At 69.1% G+C, this 16,905-nt stretch carries 15 protein-coding genes; 8 read left to right on the top strand and 7 right to left on the bottom strand.

What is annotated here, in order from left to right; translation table 11 throughout:
- Positions 1–33 precede the first annotated feature (33 nt).
- Entirely contained in the window at positions 34–2,187 is a 2,154-nt protein-coding gene (locus tag DMB37_RS23355; RefSeq protein ID WP_135234519.1) for an acyl-CoA dehydrogenase, read from the bottom strand.
- Between the two features lie 140 nt (positions 2,188–2,327).
- Between DMB37_RS23355 and kstR the strand changes: the two genes are divergently transcribed.
- The 7 genes from kstR (at position 2,328) to DMB37_RS23320 (ending at position 11,126) form a co-directional block, all read left to right on the top strand.
- Positions 2,328–2,975 carry a cholesterol catabolism transcriptional regulator KstR gene (kstR, locus tag DMB37_RS23350; protein ID WP_107653867.1) on the top strand — a complete coding sequence of 216 codons (648 nt, stop codon included), beginning with the start codon at positions 2,328–2,330 and terminating at the stop codon, positions 2,973–2,975.
- 375 nt (positions 2,976–3,350) lie between these two features.
- The gene (otsB, locus tag DMB37_RS23345; protein ID WP_135234518.1) at positions 3,351–5,921 is read left to right on the top strand and encodes a trehalose-phosphatase; all 2,571 of its coding nucleotides are present in this window, start codon (positions 3,351–3,353) and stop codon (positions 5,919–5,921) included.
- Positions 5,922–6,099: 178 nt separating this feature from the next.
- A complete protein-coding gene (locus DMB37_RS23340) occupies positions 6,100–6,984 on the top strand; it encodes a metal ABC transporter solute-binding protein, Zn/Mn family (protein WP_135234517.1) in 885 nt (294 codons plus the stop codon).
- A complete protein-coding gene (locus DMB37_RS23335) occupies positions 6,981–7,934 on the top strand; it encodes a metal ABC transporter ATP-binding protein (RefSeq protein ID WP_370465185.1) in 954 nt (317 codons plus the stop codon). Before DMB37_RS23340 ends, DMB37_RS23335 begins: the two co-directional genes overlap by 4 nt.
- Positions 7,935–7,963: 29 nt before the next feature.
- On the top strand, positions 7,964–8,800 hold the full coding sequence (locus DMB37_RS23330) for a metal ABC transporter permease (RefSeq protein ID WP_135237781.1): 837 nt from the start codon (positions 7,964–7,966) through the stop codon (positions 8,798–8,800).
- A gap of 294 nt (positions 8,801–9,094) precedes the next feature.
- Positions 9,095–10,267: an acyl-CoA dehydrogenase family protein gene (locus tag DMB37_RS23325; RefSeq protein ID WP_135234516.1), complete on the top strand. Its 1,173-nt coding sequence runs from the start codon at positions 9,095–9,097 to the stop codon at positions 10,265–10,267.
- Positions 10,268–10,322: 55 nt separating this feature from the next.
- Positions 10,323–11,126 (top strand): enoyl-CoA hydratase/isomerase family protein, encoded by an 804-nt coding sequence (locus tag DMB37_RS23320; protein ID WP_135234515.1) that lies wholly within the window; start codon positions 10,323–10,325, stop codon positions 11,124–11,126.
- Here DMB37_RS23320 and DMB37_RS23315 read toward each other — a convergent pair.
- The 6 genes from DMB37_RS23315 to carD form a co-directional block, all read right to left on the bottom strand.
- Complete coding sequence (locus DMB37_RS23315) at positions 11,123–11,401, bottom strand: DUF4190 domain-containing protein (RefSeq protein ID WP_135234514.1); 279 nt, start codon at positions 11,399–11,401, stop codon at positions 11,123–11,125. The two genes, DMB37_RS23320 and DMB37_RS23315, sit on opposite strands and share 4 nt — an antisense overlap.
- 149 nt (positions 11,402–11,550) lie before the next feature.
- The gene (gene rlmB / locus DMB37_RS23310; protein ID WP_135234513.1) at positions 11,551–12,531 is read right to left on the bottom strand and encodes a 23S rRNA (guanosine(2251)-2'-O)-methyltransferase RlmB; all 981 of its coding nucleotides are present in this window, start codon (positions 12,529–12,531) and stop codon (positions 11,551–11,553) included.
- Positions 12,531–13,961: a cysteine--tRNA ligase gene (cysS, locus tag DMB37_RS23305; protein ID WP_135234512.1), complete on the bottom strand. Its 1,431-nt coding sequence runs from the start codon at positions 13,959–13,961 to the stop codon at positions 12,531–12,533. The genes rlmB and cysS overlap by 1 nt, the downstream gene beginning before the upstream one ends.
- Before the next feature lie 65 nt (positions 13,962–14,026).
- Complete coding sequence (gene ispF, locus DMB37_RS23300) at positions 14,027–14,494, bottom strand: 2-C-methyl-D-erythritol 2,4-cyclodiphosphate synthase (RefSeq protein WP_135237780.1); 468 nt, start codon at positions 14,492–14,494, stop codon at positions 14,027–14,029.
- A gap of 82 nt (positions 14,495–14,576) precedes the next feature.
- Positions 14,577–15,302, bottom strand: a complete 726-nt coding sequence (gene ispD / locus DMB37_RS23295; RefSeq protein WP_135234511.1) for a 2-C-methyl-D-erythritol 4-phosphate cytidylyltransferase — start codon at positions 15,300–15,302, stop codon at positions 14,577–14,579.
- 2 nt (positions 15,303–15,304) lie between these two features.
- A complete protein-coding gene (gene carD, locus DMB37_RS23290) occupies positions 15,305–15,793 on the bottom strand; it encodes an RNA polymerase-binding transcription factor CarD (RefSeq protein WP_011206964.1) in 489 nt (162 codons plus the stop codon).
- Between the two features lie 391 nt (positions 15,794–16,184).
- Here carD and DMB37_RS23285 point away from each other — a divergent pair, with 391 nt between their 5' ends.
- The gene (locus DMB37_RS23285) at positions 16,185–16,859 is read left to right on the top strand and encodes a hypothetical protein (protein ID WP_135234510.1); all 675 of its coding nucleotides are present in this window, start codon (positions 16,185–16,187) and stop codon (positions 16,857–16,859) included.
- Positions 16,860–16,905 lie beyond the last annotated feature (46 nt).

The raw sequence follows: 16,905 nt of genomic DNA, 5'->3' as shown, positions 1-16,905 counted from the left end.
CGATTCGATGGGGGGCGGCGGGCGGGCTAGTCGCTAGCTGTCTGTGTCGCGGGGTAGTCCGAGAATTCGCTCACCGGCCACGGTCAGCAAGATCTGTTCGGTACCACCGGCGATCGATAAACAGCGTGTGAGCAGGAATTCTTTTACCACTTCGGAGTCCTGCGCACCGGCGGGACCTGCCGTCTCCGCGGCGAATTCCGCGACCGCCTGGCGATGCCGCACGCCGACCAGTTTGCGCACGCTGCTCTGCGCGCCGGGGTCGGCGCCCGCCAGCATCTTGACGGCGGCGCGCTGCTCCAGCAACAGGCCCCCGATCGCCTCCGCGACGAATCCGCCCAACCGGTCGTTCACCAGTTCCGCGCCAGGCCCGGTGGCGGGCGACTTCGCGATCAGCTCTTCGAGCACCGGACCGATCCCGTTGCCGCCCATCGCCACTCGCTCGGTCGACAGCGTCGAACGGGCGATCTTCCAGCCGTTGTTCAGCGCGCCGACCACGTGGTCGTCCGGGACGAAGACGTCATCGAGGAACACCTCGCTGAACCGCGCCTCGCCGGTGATCTGCACCAGCGGACGCACCTGCAGGCCAGCGCCGGCCATGTCGACAAGGAAGTAGCCGATGCCGCGATGCTTCGGCGCGTCAGGATCGGTGCGGGCCAGGCAGATCCCCCAGTTCGCCCGATCACCGAGCGAGGTCCACACCTTCTGCCCGCGCAGCACCCAGCCGCCGTCCACCTTCTTGGCGGTGGTGCGCAACGCGGCCAGATCCGACCCGGCCTCCGGCTCGCTGAACAGCTGACACCAGACCACCTCGCCGCGCAGCGTCGGCCAGGCGAAGCGATCGATCTGCTCCTGGGTGCCGTGCTGCAACAGCGTGGGGACGGCCCAGCCGCCGATCGCCAAGTCGGGCGCGGCGAGTCCGGCCCGCCGCAGTTCTTCCGAGATCAACAGGCCCGTCATCGGATCCGCGCCGCGACCGTACGGGCGCGGCCAGTGCGGCATGACCAGGCCCGCCTCGACCATGGCACCGCGCTGCTGGTCGGCGGGCAGCGCGGCGATCCGAGCCACCTCCGCCGCCAACTCGCCTGCGCTGTCGCCGTCCACCGCCGCAACGCCTTCGGCCGCGAAGACCCGGTCGGCGCCGGTGGTGCGCCGCTGACCCGCGCGGGTCAGCTCGGTGACCCTGGCCCGCCAGCGCGCCGCCCCACCGAGCAACTGGCGCAACGCCACCGCCCGGCGCAGGTACAGATGCGCGTCGTGCTCCCAGGTGAAGCCGATGCCACCCAGCACCTGGATGCAGTCCTTCGCGGTATCGACCGCGGCGTCCAGCGCGGTGGCCGCGGCGATCGCGGCGGCGATGGGCAGCTCCGCGCCGCCCTCGTCCACGGCGGCCGCGGCGTCGGCCGCGACGGCTCGGATCAGTTCGGTCCGGCAGAGCATCCAGGCGCAGATGTGCTTGACGGCCTGGAACGAGCCGATCTTGCGACCGAATTGCTGACGGACCTTCGCGTATTCGACCGCGGTCGTCAGGCACCAGCCGGCCAGGCCGGCCAGTTCGGCGGCCGCCAGGACCACGAGCAGATCCTGCACCGCGTGCGGTGACACGAACACCTGATCGGCCGGTACCCGCACGTCGGCGCAGTGCACCCGGGCCAGCGGCGTGCTCAAGTCGAGCGGCGAAAGCGGTTCCACCCGAAGCCCTTCGGCCTCCGGCGGCAGCAGCACCCAGCGCTGCCCGTCCGGCGTGGAAACCGGAAGCAGCACGGCGGTTTCCGGCGCCGCACCGAGCACCGAATCCCAGGAACCCGTGAGCAACAGTTCATCGGCTGCGGCGGGTACGCTGACCTCCGCGCCGACAACGAAGTCGAGCGCAACCCCGCACGGCATCTGCTCGTCGAGCCGCCCGGCGGTGATCACATTGGCCAATGCTGTTGCCAGCACGGGCCCGCCGACCAGATCGTGCGCGGCCTGCTCGACCAGCACGGCGAGATCGGCCACCGAACCGCCCGCGCCGCCGGAATCCTCGGCGACGGCGACCCGGAAGATGCCGAGATCGGCAAGGCCCGGCCAGTATGCGCGCCAGAAGGTGCTCGGATCGGTTCGCATTGTTGCAATTGGACGCACCGAACCGGCCCATCCGCGCATCGACTCCTGGACGGCTTTATGCTCGTCAGTGGTGGCGATGGTCACACTCCGTACCGCCTTCCCGGCGTGACTCCCACACCTAGAACATGTTCTAATATCCTAGCTGTGCGGAAGTCAAGAGACGACCGCCGAGCCGATACTCGGGCCAGATCCACGAACGACGTTTCCGGAAAGGACTCTCACCAATGGCCAGTCCCTCCCGATCGCAGCCGGCCGATTCCAACGCGGCACCGGCTACCGCGACGGTCACGACACTCAGCGAGGACGAGCTGAGTTCGGCCGCGCAGCGGGAACGGCGTAAGCGCATCCTGGACGCGACGCTGGCGCTGGCCTCGAAGGGCGGATACGACGCGGTGCAGATGCGCGCCGTGGCCGAACGCGCCGATGTCGCAGTCGGGACGCTATATCGGTATTTCCCCTCGAAGGTGCACCTTTTGGTGTCGGCGCTGTCCCGCGAATTCGAGCAGATCGAGGGCAAGCGCAAGCCGCTTGCCGGCCAGTCGCCGCAGGAGCGCATGCACCTGCTGCTCACCCAGATCACCCGGATGATGCAGCGCGACCCGTTGCTCACCGAGGCGATGACGCGTGCGTTCATGTTCGCCGACGCGTCCGCGGCCGCCGAGGTCGATCGGGTCGGCAAGGTGATGGATCGGGTCTTCGCCCGCGCCATGAACGACGGCGAACCCACCGAGCGTCAGTTGGCCATCGCGAGGGTGATAAGCGATGTGTGGCTGTCGAACCTGGTCGCCTGGCTGACCCGGCGCGCCTCCGCGACCGACGTGACCGAGCGCCTCGAACTGACCGTCGACCTTCTGCTCGGCGACCGCAGCTAGCACTCGGACAGCCAGCGCATTCCCGGCAAATCGGGGTCGCGCGCCGCATTCGTGCGGAAAATCACATTCACGTCGAGAGTCGGGCGGGCGCACCGAATTCGCGCCCGCCCGGTCTGCTCGGCCAGGGCGGGTAGCGCGGGTTTTGCGCGCACCACCGGGGACCCGTAGCGCTTCGGCATGATCGCAGCGCACGCGTCGAACCGAGCTCTCCGGGCCGCTCGGACCCGAGTTCGCGTGCTCGGCACCCACGCCGGGTCGATGTCGCGGAAAATCGGATACAGCGCACGCACAGCGGCGGGCGTCGGTGCGGCAAATTAAACCCAGTATTGTTCTGCCCGCCCATGAAAAAACTCCTCCGATCACTAGGTTGGATGCGTGAGCGCACAGGATCTGCCACTGGAACTTCGTCGTGCACTGTCGACGGTCGCGCGAGTGCCAAGACTGTTGGTCGCATCGGACTATGACGGGACGCTTGCGCCCATCGTGTCCGACCCGGCGAAGGCCTTTCCGCACCGGGAATCGGTGAGCGCATTACGCGCGCTCGCCGGGCTGACCGGCACTACCGCCGCGGTCATCTCCGGCCGCGCGCTGCGAGACCTCGCCGCGTTGTCGAGACTTCCGGTCGAGGTGCAACTGATCGGTAGCCACGGCTCGGAATTCGACGTCGGCTTCGTGCACGCCATCGACAACGACGCCAAACAACTGCTCCAAGAGGTGCAGACCGCGCTGACCCAGGTCGCCGCGGAGAACCCGGGCGTCACCGTCGAGATCAAACCGGCCAGCGTCGCGCTGCACGTGCGCAACGCCAGCCCGGAGATCGGGCACCGGGCCTTGATGCAGGTCCGGCAGGGCCCGGCGTGCTGGTTCGGCGTGCAGGTGACCGAGGGCAAGGCCGTCATCGAACTGGCCGTGGTGCAGACCGACAAGGGCACCGCGCTCGACACCATCCGGCATCAGGCCGCCGCCTCGGCCGCGGTGTTCTTCGGTGACGACGTGACCGACGAGAAGGCCTTCCGCGTGCTGTCGGGCCCCGACCTCGGCATCAAGGTCGGCGACGGCGAGAGCCAGGCCAAGCACCGGGTCGACAGCACCGAGGACGTGTCCTGCGCGCTGGCCTACCTGCTCGAAGAGCGGCGCACCTGGCTGGCCGGCGCGAGCGCGCCCCGGATCGAGCGGCTGACCATGCTGGCCAGCCCGCGCTCGGTGGCGCTGCTGACCCCCGACGCGACGGTCACCTGGTTCTGTCATCCGGAACCGGATTCGGCCGCGGTGTTCGCGCATCTGCTCGGCGGACCGCAGGCCGGGCACTTCACCATCGAGCCGGAGCGCCCCGGCCTGCCGCTCTCGCAGCGCTACATCGACAGCACCATGACGGTCGAAACCCGTTGGGCCAAGCTGCAAGTGGTGGACTACCTGCCCCACGATGTGGCCGCCACCCGCACCGACCTGACCCGGGTGATCACCGGTGACGCCAAGGCCGTCGTGACCTTCGCACCGCGCCCGGAATTCGGTCAGGTGCCGGTGAGCATCGAGGCCTCGGAGAACGGCCTGCGGGTGCTGGGCACCAACGATCCGATGGTGCTGCGCTCCCCCGGCCTGACCTGGGAGATCCTCAGCGACGGCACACACGACTCGGCGCGCGCCGTGGTGGACCCGTCGAAGGGTCCGATCGTGCTGGAAATGCGTTGCGGCACCTCCGATCTCACGCCGGCCAAGACCGACGAGCTGGAGCGGCGGCGGGCGGCGGAGAGCTACTGGTCGCAGTGGGCCGGTACGTTGCAGCTGCCGTCGCTGAAGCCGGACCTGATGAAGCGCTCGGCGCTGACCCTGCGCGGGCTGGTGCACGCGCCGTCCGGCTCCATCCTGGCCGCGGCCACCACGTCGCTGCCGGAAGACATCGGCGGCGTGCGTAACTGGGACTACCGGTACTGCTGGTTGCGCGACGCGTCGCTGACCGCGCAGGCGCTGGTGTCGCTCGGCTCGCTCGGTGAGGCCGAGGACTTCCTCGGCTGGGTGCACCGGGTGCTGGAGACGCTGCCCGGCCCCGAGCGCCTGCACCCGCTGTACACGCTGTACGGCGAGACACTGCCGCCGGAAGCCGTGATCGACCAGCTGCCCGGTTACGCGGGTTCGCGCCCGGTCCGGGTCGGCAACGCGGCCAACATGCAGGTGCAGCTGGACGTGTTCGGCCCGATCGTCGATCTCATCGCGAGCCTGTCGCACGCGCGGGAGGTGCAGGGCATCACCGATCCGGCCCAGGCCCTGCCGGACGCGGACTGGGAACTGGTGCGCGCCATGGTCTCCGCGGTGCAGCGGCGCTGGCAGGAACCCGACCACGGCATCTGGGAGATCCGCGGCAACCCGCGCCACCACGTGTACTCGAAGGTGATGGGCTGGCTGACCGTCGACCGGGCGCTCACGCTGGCGCAGAAGTTCGCCCGCGAGGTCGACCCGGCCTGGACGGTGCTGCGCGACACCATCGCCGAGGAGGTGAAGTCCAAGGGCTGGAACGACGAGGTCCAGTCGTTCACCGCGGCCTACGACGGCACCGATCTGGACGCGGCGACCCTGCACATCGGGTTGAGCGGGCTGATCGATCCGTCCGATCCGCGCTTCGCCGCGACCGTCGTCGCGACCGAGGCCGAATTGCGCAGTGGCTCAACGGTCTACCGGTACCACCACGACGACGGCCTGCCCGGCGGCGAGGGTGGTTTCCACCTCTGCGCGGCCTGGCTGGTCGAGGCGTACCTGCTGATCGGTAAGCGTTCGGACGCCGAGGCGCTGTTCGCTCAGCTGGTCGACGTGGCGGGGCCGACCGGTCTGCTCAGCGAGGAGTACGACCCGGTTGCCGAGCGCTCGCTCGGCAACCACCCGCAGGCCTACAGCCACCTCGGCCTGCTGCGCTGCGCCCAGTTGCTCGGCCAGCCGGTGGAGGCGCTCGTCTGAGCCGATTTCCACCCGTTTTTCCCGGACCGGGCCCGCCGACGATCGACGTGTCGGCGGGTCCGGCTCGTGTCGGCGGCGCGCGGTTGCTAAAGTGAAACAGAAACCATTTCCATTAAGCTGCGTCGTGTCACCGCTCGAGTGCGTCACCAGCTGTTGAGCGTCACAGGAGTACCCCAGCATGCAGACAAGCCTTGCCAGACGGTTCGCCGTCGTCGCTGTCGGGGTAACCGCCACGCTCGCGCTCACCGCCTGCGGCAGCGACGCGAAGGATTCGGGTAAGCCGACCGTCATCGCCTCCACCGACGTCTGGGGCAATATCGCGGCCACCATCGCCGGACCGGACGCCTCGGTCGAGTCGATCATCACCGACCCCGCCGCCGACCCGCACTCGCACGAGACCTCCGCCGTCGAGTCCGCCAAGCTGCGCGACGCCGACCTGGTCGTCTACAACGGCGGCGGCTACGACGAGTTCGCCGAGAAGGCGGTAGCCGGTCGCGACAAGCGCACCGTCGACGCGTTCGCATCCCGGCCGAACAAGGCCGATGAGAACGAGCACGTCTTCTACGACCTGAACACGGTCGCCGCGGTCGCCGACCAGATCGCCACCAGCCTCGGCGAACTGGCCCCCGGTGCCGCGAGCGCGTTCACCGAGCGCGCGGCCACCTTCAAGAGCGGACTGGCCGGGATCACCGCCCTCGCGACCAAGTTCGCCGCCGAACACCCGCAGACGCCGGTACTGCAGACCGAGCCGCTCGCGCACTACCTGCTGCTCGCCGCCGGTGTGACGGATCGGACGCCGCACGAGTTCCAGGAGGCGATCGAGCAGGAGACCGATCCCGCCCCCGCCGCGGTCGCCGCGACCCGGGAGCTGTTGACCGGCAAGCAGGTTCGCGCGCTGGTCTACAACGTGCAAACGCAGGACAAGATCACCAAGGAGCTGCGCTCGGTCGCGCAGTCGAACGGTCTGCCGATCGTCGAGGTGACCGAAACCCTGCCCGCAGGCACCGATTACCTGCAATGGCAGACCAAGAACGCTCAGGCACTGACCGCGGCATTGAGTTGAGCGGTAACGGACCGACCAAGGGGGCCGCGCTGACCGAATACACGCAACGGCAGGCACTGTCGAACGGCGCCTCGGCGGTCCGGCTCGACGGTGCCCGGTTGTCCTTCGGCGACCGCACACTCTGGCAGGACCTGGCGCTCGACGTGGCGCCCGGGGAATTCGTCGCGGTCCTCGGACCCAACGGATCCGGCAAGACCTCGCTGCTGAAGGTGCTGCTCGGCCAGCTCGGGCTCAGCGCGGGCACCGCCGAGATCGCGGGCGCGCCCGCACGCACCGGCAATCCCGATATCGGCTATGTGCCGCAACAGAAGACGATCGACGCCGGGGTGCAGCTGCGCGGCGTCGACCTGGTCGGCCTCGGCTACGACGGTCACCGCTGGGGGCTCGGGCTGCGGGCGCGGGCCGACCGCAAGCGCGCGGTCGCGGCCGCCATCGCCGATGTCGGCGCGCAGCGGTTCGCGCACGCGCCGCTGGAGACCATGTCCGGCGGTGAACAGCAGCGACTGCGGGTGGCGCAGGCGCTGGTCGGCGATCCGAAGGTGCTGCTCTGCGACGAACCGCTGCTCAGCCTGGATCTGGCCAACCAGCGTCTGGTGGCGGATCTGATCGACCAGCGCAGGCGGACGCATGACACCGCAGTGCTTTTCGTGACGCACGAGATCAATCCGATTCTGCCGCTGGTGGATCGGGTGCTGTACCTGGTGGACGGCAAGTTCCGGATCGGCACGCCAGATGAGGTGATGACCTCGGCCGTGCTGTCGGAGCTGTACCAGACCGAGGTCGATGTGCTGCGGGTGCGCGGCCGACTTGTGGTCGTCGGAACCGGCGACACGATGGATGCGCTCGGCACGGCGGGGGCGCACTGCCACGGTGCCGCAGGCGACGGCTTCCGTGCCGAAGCGCCGGAAATCGTCGGCGCCGAACGGGATTCGCGTGAGGTCCGCTCGTGATCGACAAGCTGTCCGGTGTGCTCGGCAAGATGTTCGACTTCAGTACCACCGCGAACCTGCTCTCCTACGACTTCGTACAGCAGGCTGTCCTCGCCGCCGCGCTGCTCGGGCTGCTGTCCGGGGTGATCGGCCCGCTGATCATCAGCAGGCAGATGTCGTTCGCCGTGCACGGCACCAGCGAGCTGTCGCTGACCGGTGCGGCCGCGGCGCTGCTCGCCGGCATCGGGGTGGGCGTCGGCGCCATCGCCGGGTCGGTGGTCGCGGCGGTGTTGTTCGGCCTGCTGGGAACGCGTGCCCGCGAACGTGATTCGGTGATCGCGGTGGTGCTGTCGTTCGGGCTCGGTTTGTCCGTGCTGTTCCTGTGGCTCGGGCCGGACCGGGCGGGATCGAAGTTCTCACTGCTGACCGGGCAGGTCGTCAGCGTGGGCAACGGCGGGATCACCCTGCTCGCCGCCTGCACCGTCGGCGTGCTGGCCGTGCTCGCGATCGTCTACCGGCCGTTGCTGTTCGCCAGCTCGGACCCGGAAGTGGCGGTGGCGCGCGGCGTTCCGGTGCGCGCCCTCTCGATCGTGTTCGCGGTGCTGCTCGGCATCACGGCCGCCTTCGGCGTGCAGATCGTCGGAGCGCTGCTCGTGCTCGCCCTGCTGATCACGCCCGCCGCGGCGGCCGCGCAACTGACGGCGGATCCGGTGCGGGCCACCGTGCTCGCCGTGGTCTTCGCCGAGATCGCCGCGGTAGGCGGCATTCTGCTGTCGCTGGCGCCCGGCGTCCCGGTGTCGACGTTCGTCACCACGATCTCGTTCCTGCTCTACCTCGGCTGCCGGGTAGTGGGTACCCGGCGTCGTCAGGCCGCCCGCGCCCGCTGAGCGTGCGCCGCCAACGGCATCCGCCCCGTTCGTAACGCCTCTCGGGATCCACACCCCCTCGGAGGTCCCCGAGGAGTGCAGGTCCAGAGAGCCGGTGCGGGTCTCGGCTGGGTGGCGCGCAGACAGGCCGAAACATGGCCGCAGATCTCTACGCATCTGCGGCACGGGGTGCATAACGTTCGGGTAACGGGCCGGGCGAGCGGCTGCCGTTCCATTGAGGGCGGGTGCCTTCAGTCGCTCGACCGGGGTTTCGTATGCTCGACCCAAGCACCCCCGAACGATTGGTGACCAACGATGATCGACTTCTCGATACCCGCCGAGCTCGCCGCCGAACGCGATCGAGTGCGCCGGTTCGTCATCGACAAGATCGTGCCGTTCGAGCGGGATCCCCGGCTCACCGCGCACGGGCCGACCGATGAGCTGCGGCAGGAACTGGTGGAGCTGGCGCGCGAGGAGAAGCTGCTCACCGTGCAGGCGCCGGAAGCGCTCGGCGGGCGCGGGCTCTCGCACCTCGAGCAGGCGGTGCTCTACGAGGCGGCGGGCTGGTCCACCCTCGGGCCGATCGCGATGAACTGCGCGGCGCCCGACGAGGGCAACATGTTCCTGCTGTCGAAGGTGGCGAACCCGGAACAGATCGAGCGCCACCTCGCGCCGATGATCGCCGGACAGCACCGCTCGGTGTTCGCCATGACCGAACCCGACGGCGCGGGCTCGGACCCGGCGCAGCTGGCCACCACCGCCACCTTCGACGGCGAGAACTTCACCGTCAACGGCCGCAAGTGGCTGATCACCGGGGCCAACGGCGCCAAGACGTGGATCATCATGGCGCGCCTCGGGGAGAACCCGCACCTGCCCGCGGGGCCGACGCTGTTCCTCACCGACGGCGATCAGCCGGGCATCGTCATCGAACGCACCATGAACACCATGGACCGCAATTACGTTGCCGGACACGGCGTTGTCCGCTTCGACAACCTCACCCTGCCGCAGTCCGCGCTGCTCGGCGACGCCGGTCAGGCGTTGCGCTACGCCCAGCTGCGGCTGGCCCCGGCCCGGCTCACCCACTGCATGCGCTGGCTCGGTGCGGCCGAGCGCGCGCAGAGCATCGCCGTCGAGCACGCACGCACCCGCACCGCCTTCGGCAAGCCGATCGGCGAGCACGAGGGCGTGTCGTTCATGTTGGCGGACAACGAGATCGCGCTGCATCAGTGCAGGCTCACCATCTGGCACGCCTGCTGGCTGATGGATCAGGGCGAGAAGGCGCGGCACGAGAGCTCGATCGCGAAGTCCTACGTCTCCGAGGAGCTGTTCAAGGTGGCCGACCGGTGCGTGCAGGTGCTCGGCGGCATCGGCATCAGCGACGAGACGGTGGTCGAGATGATCTTCCGCGACATCCGCGCCTTCCGCCTGTACGACGGCCCGACCGAGGTGCACAAGTACGCCATCGGCCGCAAAGTACTGCGTGGCTGAGTGAGGTTTTTCCGGGCCGGGTCGGTCCGGGCCAGGCTCGACTAACATCGCTGGCATGAGTTCGGAACTGCACGTCGATGTCTCCGCGGGCATCGCCGTGCTCACGCTCAATCGGCCCGCTCAGCAGAACGCCTTCACCCCGACGATGGCCGCCGAACTGGGTGCCGCACTGCGCCGCTGCGATGCGGAAGACGCCATCCGGGCCGTCGTCATCACCGGCACACCGCCCGCGTTCTGCGCGGGCGCGGATCTATCGAGCCGGGTCGGCGATGTCAGCGCCACCATCGAGCCAGCGCCGTGGCGGGTGCGCAAACCGGTGATCGCCGCGGTGAACGGGCACGCGGTGGGCATCGGGCTCGCCCTCGCACTGCAGTGCGACCTGCGGTACATGGCGCGCGACGCGGTCTACGGACTCAATCAGATTCGCCGTGGCGTGCTCGCCGACGGCTACTCGCACTGGACGCTGCCCCGGTTGGTCGGCATGGCCAACGCCGCCGACATCATGCTCACCGGCCGCACCTTCGACGGTGACGAGGCCAAGGCGATGGGCCTGGCCAACGGCTGCCTGCCCGGCGGCGAGGTACTGCCGATGGCACTGGCCGTCGCGCACGACATCGCCAACGGGTCCGCGCCGCTGCCGGTGGCGATGTCCAAGCGCCTGCTGTGGGAGGGGCTCGGCATGAGCCCGACCATGGTCGGGCAGTTGGAGACCGACCTGAACGAGCACGTCGGCAAGAGCATCGACGGCGGCGAGGCGATGGCGGCGTTCAAGGAACGCAGGCAACCCCAGTGGACCGGCAGCGTCAGCGAGGAATGGCCGGCCTGGGACGACAAGGACGAACGGCCGAGCCTCGATTAGGCGTTGCCGCCCAGCAGGATCATCAGATAGAGCAGCGCGAAGATGATCATGAAGACGGTGCCGATGATGCCGAGGATGTACCCGACCACCACCTGAACGCGGCCACCGTAGGCGCCGTTGGATTCCTCGATCTGATCCAGCGCGCGTTTGCCCATCGCCCATGCCACCGGCCCGAGCACGCCACAGCAGAGCACACTCGCGACGCCGAGCCACAGCACCGCCGTCGCGTTCGGGTGCTCGACCGGACTCCCGATGGGCTGATTGGGTATGACCACACGCCGAATTCTACGGGGGTGTAGTCCATTTGCCGCCCAATGCCGTGGCCCGACTTCGCGTCGACCGGCCGACGTCCATGACGCGACCGATCGGCCCGACTGCGGATTTCGAGCGGAGCGGGACCGGGCGTCGCCGTTCCCGCGGCGGATCAGACCCTGCGCTGCCGGGCGATCTCGGCGAGGACGACGCCCGCGGCGACCGAGGCGTTGAGGGATTCGACCGGGCCTGCCATCGGGATGCCGAGGATCGAGTCGCAGTTCTCGCGCACCAGACGGGACAGGCCCTTGCCCTCCGAACCGACCACGATGACGGTGGGTTCGCGGCCGTCGAAGTCGTCGAGGGTGGTGTCGCCGCCGGCGTCGAGGCCGACGATCTGGATGCCCTGCGAGGCCCAATCCTTCAGCGTGCGAGTCAGATTCGTGGCCCGCGCGACGGGCAGCCTGGCGGCGGCACCGGCGCTGGTGCGCCAGGCGACCGCGCTGACACTGGCGCTGCGGCGCTGCGGGATCAGCACGCCATGGCCACCGAAGGCGGCCACCGAGCGGATCACGGCACCGAGGTTGCGCGGATCGGTGATGTTGTCCAGCGCCACCAGCAGGGCGGGCTCCGGCGTATTGCGGACCTCGGCGAGCAGGTCGTCCGGGTGGGCGTAGCGGTACGGCGGCACCTGCAGGGCGACGCCCTGGTGCAAACCGTTGGCGCTCAACCGATCCAGGTCACCGCGCGGCACCTCGAGAATGGAGATGCCCGTGTCGGCGGCCAACTTCACGCTCTCGGTCAGCCGCTCGTCGTTCTCGGCGCCCAGGGCCACGTACAGAGCCGAGGCGGGCACGCCGGCGCGCAAGCATTCGACCACCGGGTTGCGACCGAGCACCATCTCCGGGCTGTCGTCGTCCTTGCGACCGGCCGCCCGACCCGCGCTACCCCGGGGACCACCGCCACCTTTGGCCGCGGCCTTGGCGGCAGCGGCGGCCCGCTTGGCGGCGGGATGCTTGGTGCGCGCCTCGGCAGGCGGGGTCGCGCCGCGGCCTTCGAGCCCGCGCCTGCGCTTACCGCCGGAGCCGACGACGGCACCCTTCTTGGTGCCGCCCTTACGAATCGCACCACGACGCTGCGAATTGCCTGCCATTACCCGGCCTTTCCAGATTGTGACGCGTCCGGCCCCGTGTGCGGCGCAGCGCCAAGGGCCCATTCCGGCCCATTTTGCGTGTCGGTGACCTCGATTCCGGCTGCCTGCAATCGATCGCGGGCGGCGTCGGCGCTCGCCCAATCCTTGTCTGCTCGCGCCTGTTGACGGCGGTCGAGCTCGGCGCGCACCAGCACGTCGAGCGCGCCGAGTGCCGCCGACGAGTCGCGTGGGGTGAACCAGTGCGGATCCAGCGGGTCGACACCGAGGATACCGAGCATGGCGCGGACCTGTCCGGCCAGGCCCCGTGCGCTGTCGATCGCGCCCGCTTCGAGCGCCTTGTTGCCCTCGTGCACGACGCGATGGATCTCGGCCAGCGCCTTCGGCACGGCGAGGTCGTCGTCGATGGCCGCGGCGAACGCGTCGGTCCACTTGCCGACCGGCACCTCGCCCGCGCGATCCACGGTGCGGTGCACGAACGCCTCGATACGCTGATAGGACTGGGCGGCATCGTGCAGCGCCTTGTCCGAGTACTCCAGCTTCGAGCGGTAGTGCGCGCTGCCGAGGTAGAACCGAAGTTCCACGGCGCGAACGTGTTTGAGCACGTTGGGTACCGAGAGCACGTTGCCGAGCGACTTGGACATCTTCTCGCCGCCCATGGTCACCCAGCCGTTGTGCAGCCAGTAGCCGGCGAAACCGTCACCGGCGCACTTGGATTGGGCGATCTCGTTCTCGTGGTGCGGGAACACCAGATCCATACCGCCGCAATGGATATCGAATTCGGGGCCGAGATAGAACTCGGCCATCGCGGAGCATTCCAGGTGCCAGCCCGGCCTGCCCGGCCCCCACGGCGACGGCCAGATGGGCTCGCCCGGCTTGGCGGCCTTCCACAGGGTGAAGTCGCGCGGGTCGCGCTTGCCTTCGCCCGCGCTCTCGCCCTGGGCCACGTCCTCGAGCCGATGCCCGGACAACCTGCCGTAGTCGGGGTAGCTCAGCACGTCGAAGTAGACGTTGCCCTCGGACGGGTATGCGTGCCCGCGGTCGATCAGCCGCTGCATCATCTCGATCATCTGGGTGATGTGGCCGGTGGCCCGCGGTTGCGCGGACGGCGGCAGCACACCGAGCGTCTCGTAGGCGTTGTCGAAGGCGCGCTCGAAGGTGGCCGCCCACTCCCACCACGGCCTGCCCGCCTCGGCGGCCTTGATCAGGATCTTGTCTTCGATGTCGGTGACATTGCGGATGAACCACACGTCGTAGTCGTGCGCGAGCAGCCAGCGGCGCAGCACGTCGAAGGCGACGCCGCTGCGCACATGGCCGATGTGCGGCGCGCCCTGCACGGTGGCGCCACACAGGTACACCGACGCGCGGCCGGGGACCAGGGGCGCGAAGTCGCGCATGGTCCGCGTATCGGTGTCAAAGAGGCGCAATGTCACGGCGTTCGATCCTAGCTGGTAGATAGGCCTGTATCCGGACCCGGTTCAGATCCGTCGGAGCTGGGTCAGCGACAGGCTTGGAGAAGGGCGGTCGCTATCGCGGCGACGCCCTCGCCGCGGCCGGTGAGGCCGAGGCCGTCGGTGGTGGTGCCGGAGACCGAGACCGGCGCGTCGAGCAGTTCGCCGAGCACCTGCTGGGCTTCGCCGCGGCGCGGTCCGATCTTGGGGCGGTTGCCGATCACCTGGACCGCCGCGTTGACGATCTCGAAACCGGCCTCGTCGAGCAGCCTGCGCACTTCCTTCAGCATGGCGGCGCCGGAGACGCCCGCCCACTCCGGACGGCCGGTGCCGAACACCGCGCCGACGTCGCCGAGCCCGGCCGCCGACAGCAGCGCGTCGCAGAGGGCGTGCGCGGCGACGTCGCCGTCGGAGTGTCCGGCGCAGCCGTCGTCACCGTCGAAGAGCAGGCCCGCCATCCAGCAGGGGCGGCCCGCTTCGATCGGGTGCACATCGCTGCCGATGCCGACTCGCATGGTCACGACTCCGCCTCGCTGACGCTCGGCTCCGTCGTGGCCATGGCCAGGCTGGGTCTCTTGTTCGCTCGCTGACGCTCGCTCACTGGGCCACCGCCCGCCGGGAGTCGGCGCCGTCGAGCACCGCGTGCGCGAGCACCAGGTCGAGCGGGGTGGTGATCTTGAAAGCCAGGGGGTCGCCCGGAATGGTGTGCACCTGGGTGCCGAGCAGTTCGACGAGCCCGGCGTCGTCGGTGGCCTGGACGCCCTCGGACAGATAGGCCGAGCGCAGCAGTTCGGCGGCGAAGCCCTGCGGAGTCTGGATGGCGCGCAGTTGCGCGCGGTCCGGGGTGCCGGTGACCGCGCCTGCCGCGTCGACGGACTTGATGGTGTCGGTGACCGGCAGCGCGGGGACCACGGCGAGATGTCCGGCGCGCAGCTCGGCGGCGACCCGGGCGATGAGCTCGGGTGGCGTCAGGGCGCGCGCCGCATCGTGTACGAGGTAGAAGGCGGCCTCGGGTGCGGCGGCGATGCCTGCCCGCACCGAGTCGATGCGTTCGGCGCCGCCGACGACCACGTGTACCGAATCCGAGGGCGGCAGCAGGGCAACGGCGCTCTCGACGAATTCGGCGGGAACCATAACGATGATCCGGTCGACCGCGCCGGAGGCGATCAAGCCTTCGACGGCGAGCCGGACCATAGGGCTGCCGCCGACCGGGACGAACGCCTTGGGTGTGGCTTCACCCAGGCGCACGCCACGACCGGCGGCAGGCACCAAAGCAACGACGGTTCCGTCGGTGAGACGAGCACCGTTGTCGAGTTTGTTCACGGTCAGGAAGCCGCGGCGAGGACCTCGTCCAGCAGCGTCTCGGCCTTGCCGTCATCGGTGCCTTCGGCGAGCGCGAGCTCACCGACGAGGATCTGACGGGCCTTGGCGAGCATCCGCTTCTCGCCGGCGGACAGGCCGCGATCCTGCTCACGACGCCACAGGTCGCGGACGACCTCAGCCACCTTGTTCACATCGCCGGAGGCGAGCTTCTCCAGGTTGGCCTTGTAACGGCGGGACCAGTTGGTCGGCTCCTCCGTGTGCGGCGCGCGCAGGACCTGGAAGACTCGATCGAGACCCTCCTGGCCGACGACGTCACGTACGCCGACGTATTCGGCGTTCTCAGCGGGAACCCGAACAGTCAGATCGCCCTGGGCGACCTTCAGGACCAGATACTCTTTTTGCTCACCCTTGATGGTGCGAGTCTCGATAGCTTCGATCAGCGCCGCTCCGTGGTGGGGGTAAACGACGGTGTCTCCGACCTTAAAAATCATGTGTCCCGTGCCCCTTTCGATGTTCACAGTTTAACATGCGACTCGGTAACGGCGCGATCAACTGTGCAGGTCAGGGCCACAACGAGGCAGCCGTGGGGCTTGACAGAACCCGCCTGGTGTGCATTACGTTGTGCCAGAACAGGTTAACTCCCCGCACTGTCCCCGTCCCGGCCCCCCACCTGAGCTGGCAGTGCGTCCGCGATCCCGGCGGCGCTCGTCCGATCTGTTATCAACGACCCGCGCGTCGCGAGCCCCGGCTCCCGGTCCGCAACGGGAACTACTACGCTCCCTAGTTATTACTCTCCCTTGCGGAGTGAGCCCGGTCGACATGGAGGGACAACCCGTGACTGCCCTGAAAGCTGTGACCGCCCTGAAAAAGGTGCGACGTCGCATGGTGCCGGTTGCCGCACTCGCCGCAGGCGCGGCGATCGCGCTCACCGGCTGTAGCTCGGGCCAGATCTCGCAGACCGCCGACCAGGTGGCCGCGATCAACGGCAACAACGCCGACGTCGGCAAGATCGCGCTGCGCAACGTGCACATCGTCTATCCCGCCGGTGGCACCGAGTACACCAACACCAAGGGCGGCAAGGCGGTCATCGCCCTGTCGATCATCAACAACAGCCCGTCCGTGCCCGACGAGTTGACCAGCCTCACCTCCGACCTCGGCACGGTGAAGATCACCCCGGCCGTGGGCAAGTCGAAGGTCGAGCTGGCCCCGCAGCAGACCGTGGTCGCGGCCACCAAGCCGGTCAAGCCCGCGACGCAGGCGGGCGACTCGCACAGCGCGGCGCCGACCTCGGCCAAGCCAGGCACGCCGGACGCGCACGGCGACGACCACGCCACCGCCCCCGTGGCCACCGACGATCCGGCGGCCCAGCCGATCCTGATCGAGATCACCGGACTGACCAGGGACATCACCCCTGGCCTCACCTACAACGTGGCGTTCAACTTCAAGCAGAACGGCACCGTCCAGGTCCAGGTGCCGGTCGACGCGGGCACGCACACCGAGCGGCACGAGTCGGACCTTTCCGGCCCGGCCGAGGTCGAGCACAAGGGCGGACACTGACCGTCTAGCCCCCTTTACGAAAACGGCTGCCGCACCGCTCGGGTGT

This window comes from Nocardia sp. CS682, from assembly GCF_004634405.1.
Taxonomy (GTDB): Bacteria; Actinomycetota; Actinomycetes; order Mycobacteriales; family Mycobacteriaceae; genus Nocardia; species Nocardia ninae.
Note: the sequence above shows the minus strand (reverse complement) of the source record. Positions and strands in the feature narration are given on the sequence as shown.

Coding starts and splice junctions, on each gene's coding strand:
- rlmB (WP_135234513.1), bottom strand. CDS start 12,531: ATGGCAGGCAATTCGCAGCGTCGTGGTGCGATTCGTAAGGGCGGCACC.
- ispF (WP_135237780.1), bottom strand. CDS start 14,494: ATGCGAGTCGGCATCGGCAGCGATGTGCACCCGATCGAAGCGGGCCGC.
- carD (WP_011206964.1), bottom strand. CDS start 15,793: ATGATTTTTAAGGTCGGAGACACCGTCGTTTACCCCCACCACGGAGCG.
- DMB37_RS23340 (WP_135234517.1), top strand. CDS start 6,100: ATGCAGACAAGCCTTGCCAGACGGTTCGCCGTCGTCGCTGTCGGGGTA.
- DMB37_RS23330 (WP_135237781.1), top strand. CDS start 7,964: ATGTTCGACTTCAGTACCACCGCGAACCTGCTCTCCTACGACTTCGTA.
- DMB37_RS23320 (WP_135234515.1), top strand. CDS start 10,323: ATGAGTTCGGAACTGCACGTCGATGTCTCCGCGGGCATCGCCGTGCTC.
- DMB37_RS23325 (WP_135234516.1), top strand. CDS start 9,095: ATGATCGACTTCTCGATACCCGCCGAGCTCGCCGCCGAACGCGATCGA.
- kstR (WP_107653867.1), top strand. CDS start 2,328: ATGGCCAGTCCCTCCCGATCGCAGCCGGCCGATTCCAACGCGGCACCG.
- DMB37_RS23285 (WP_135234510.1), top strand. CDS start 16,185: ATGGTGCCGGTTGCCGCACTCGCCGCAGGCGCGGCGATCGCGCTCACC.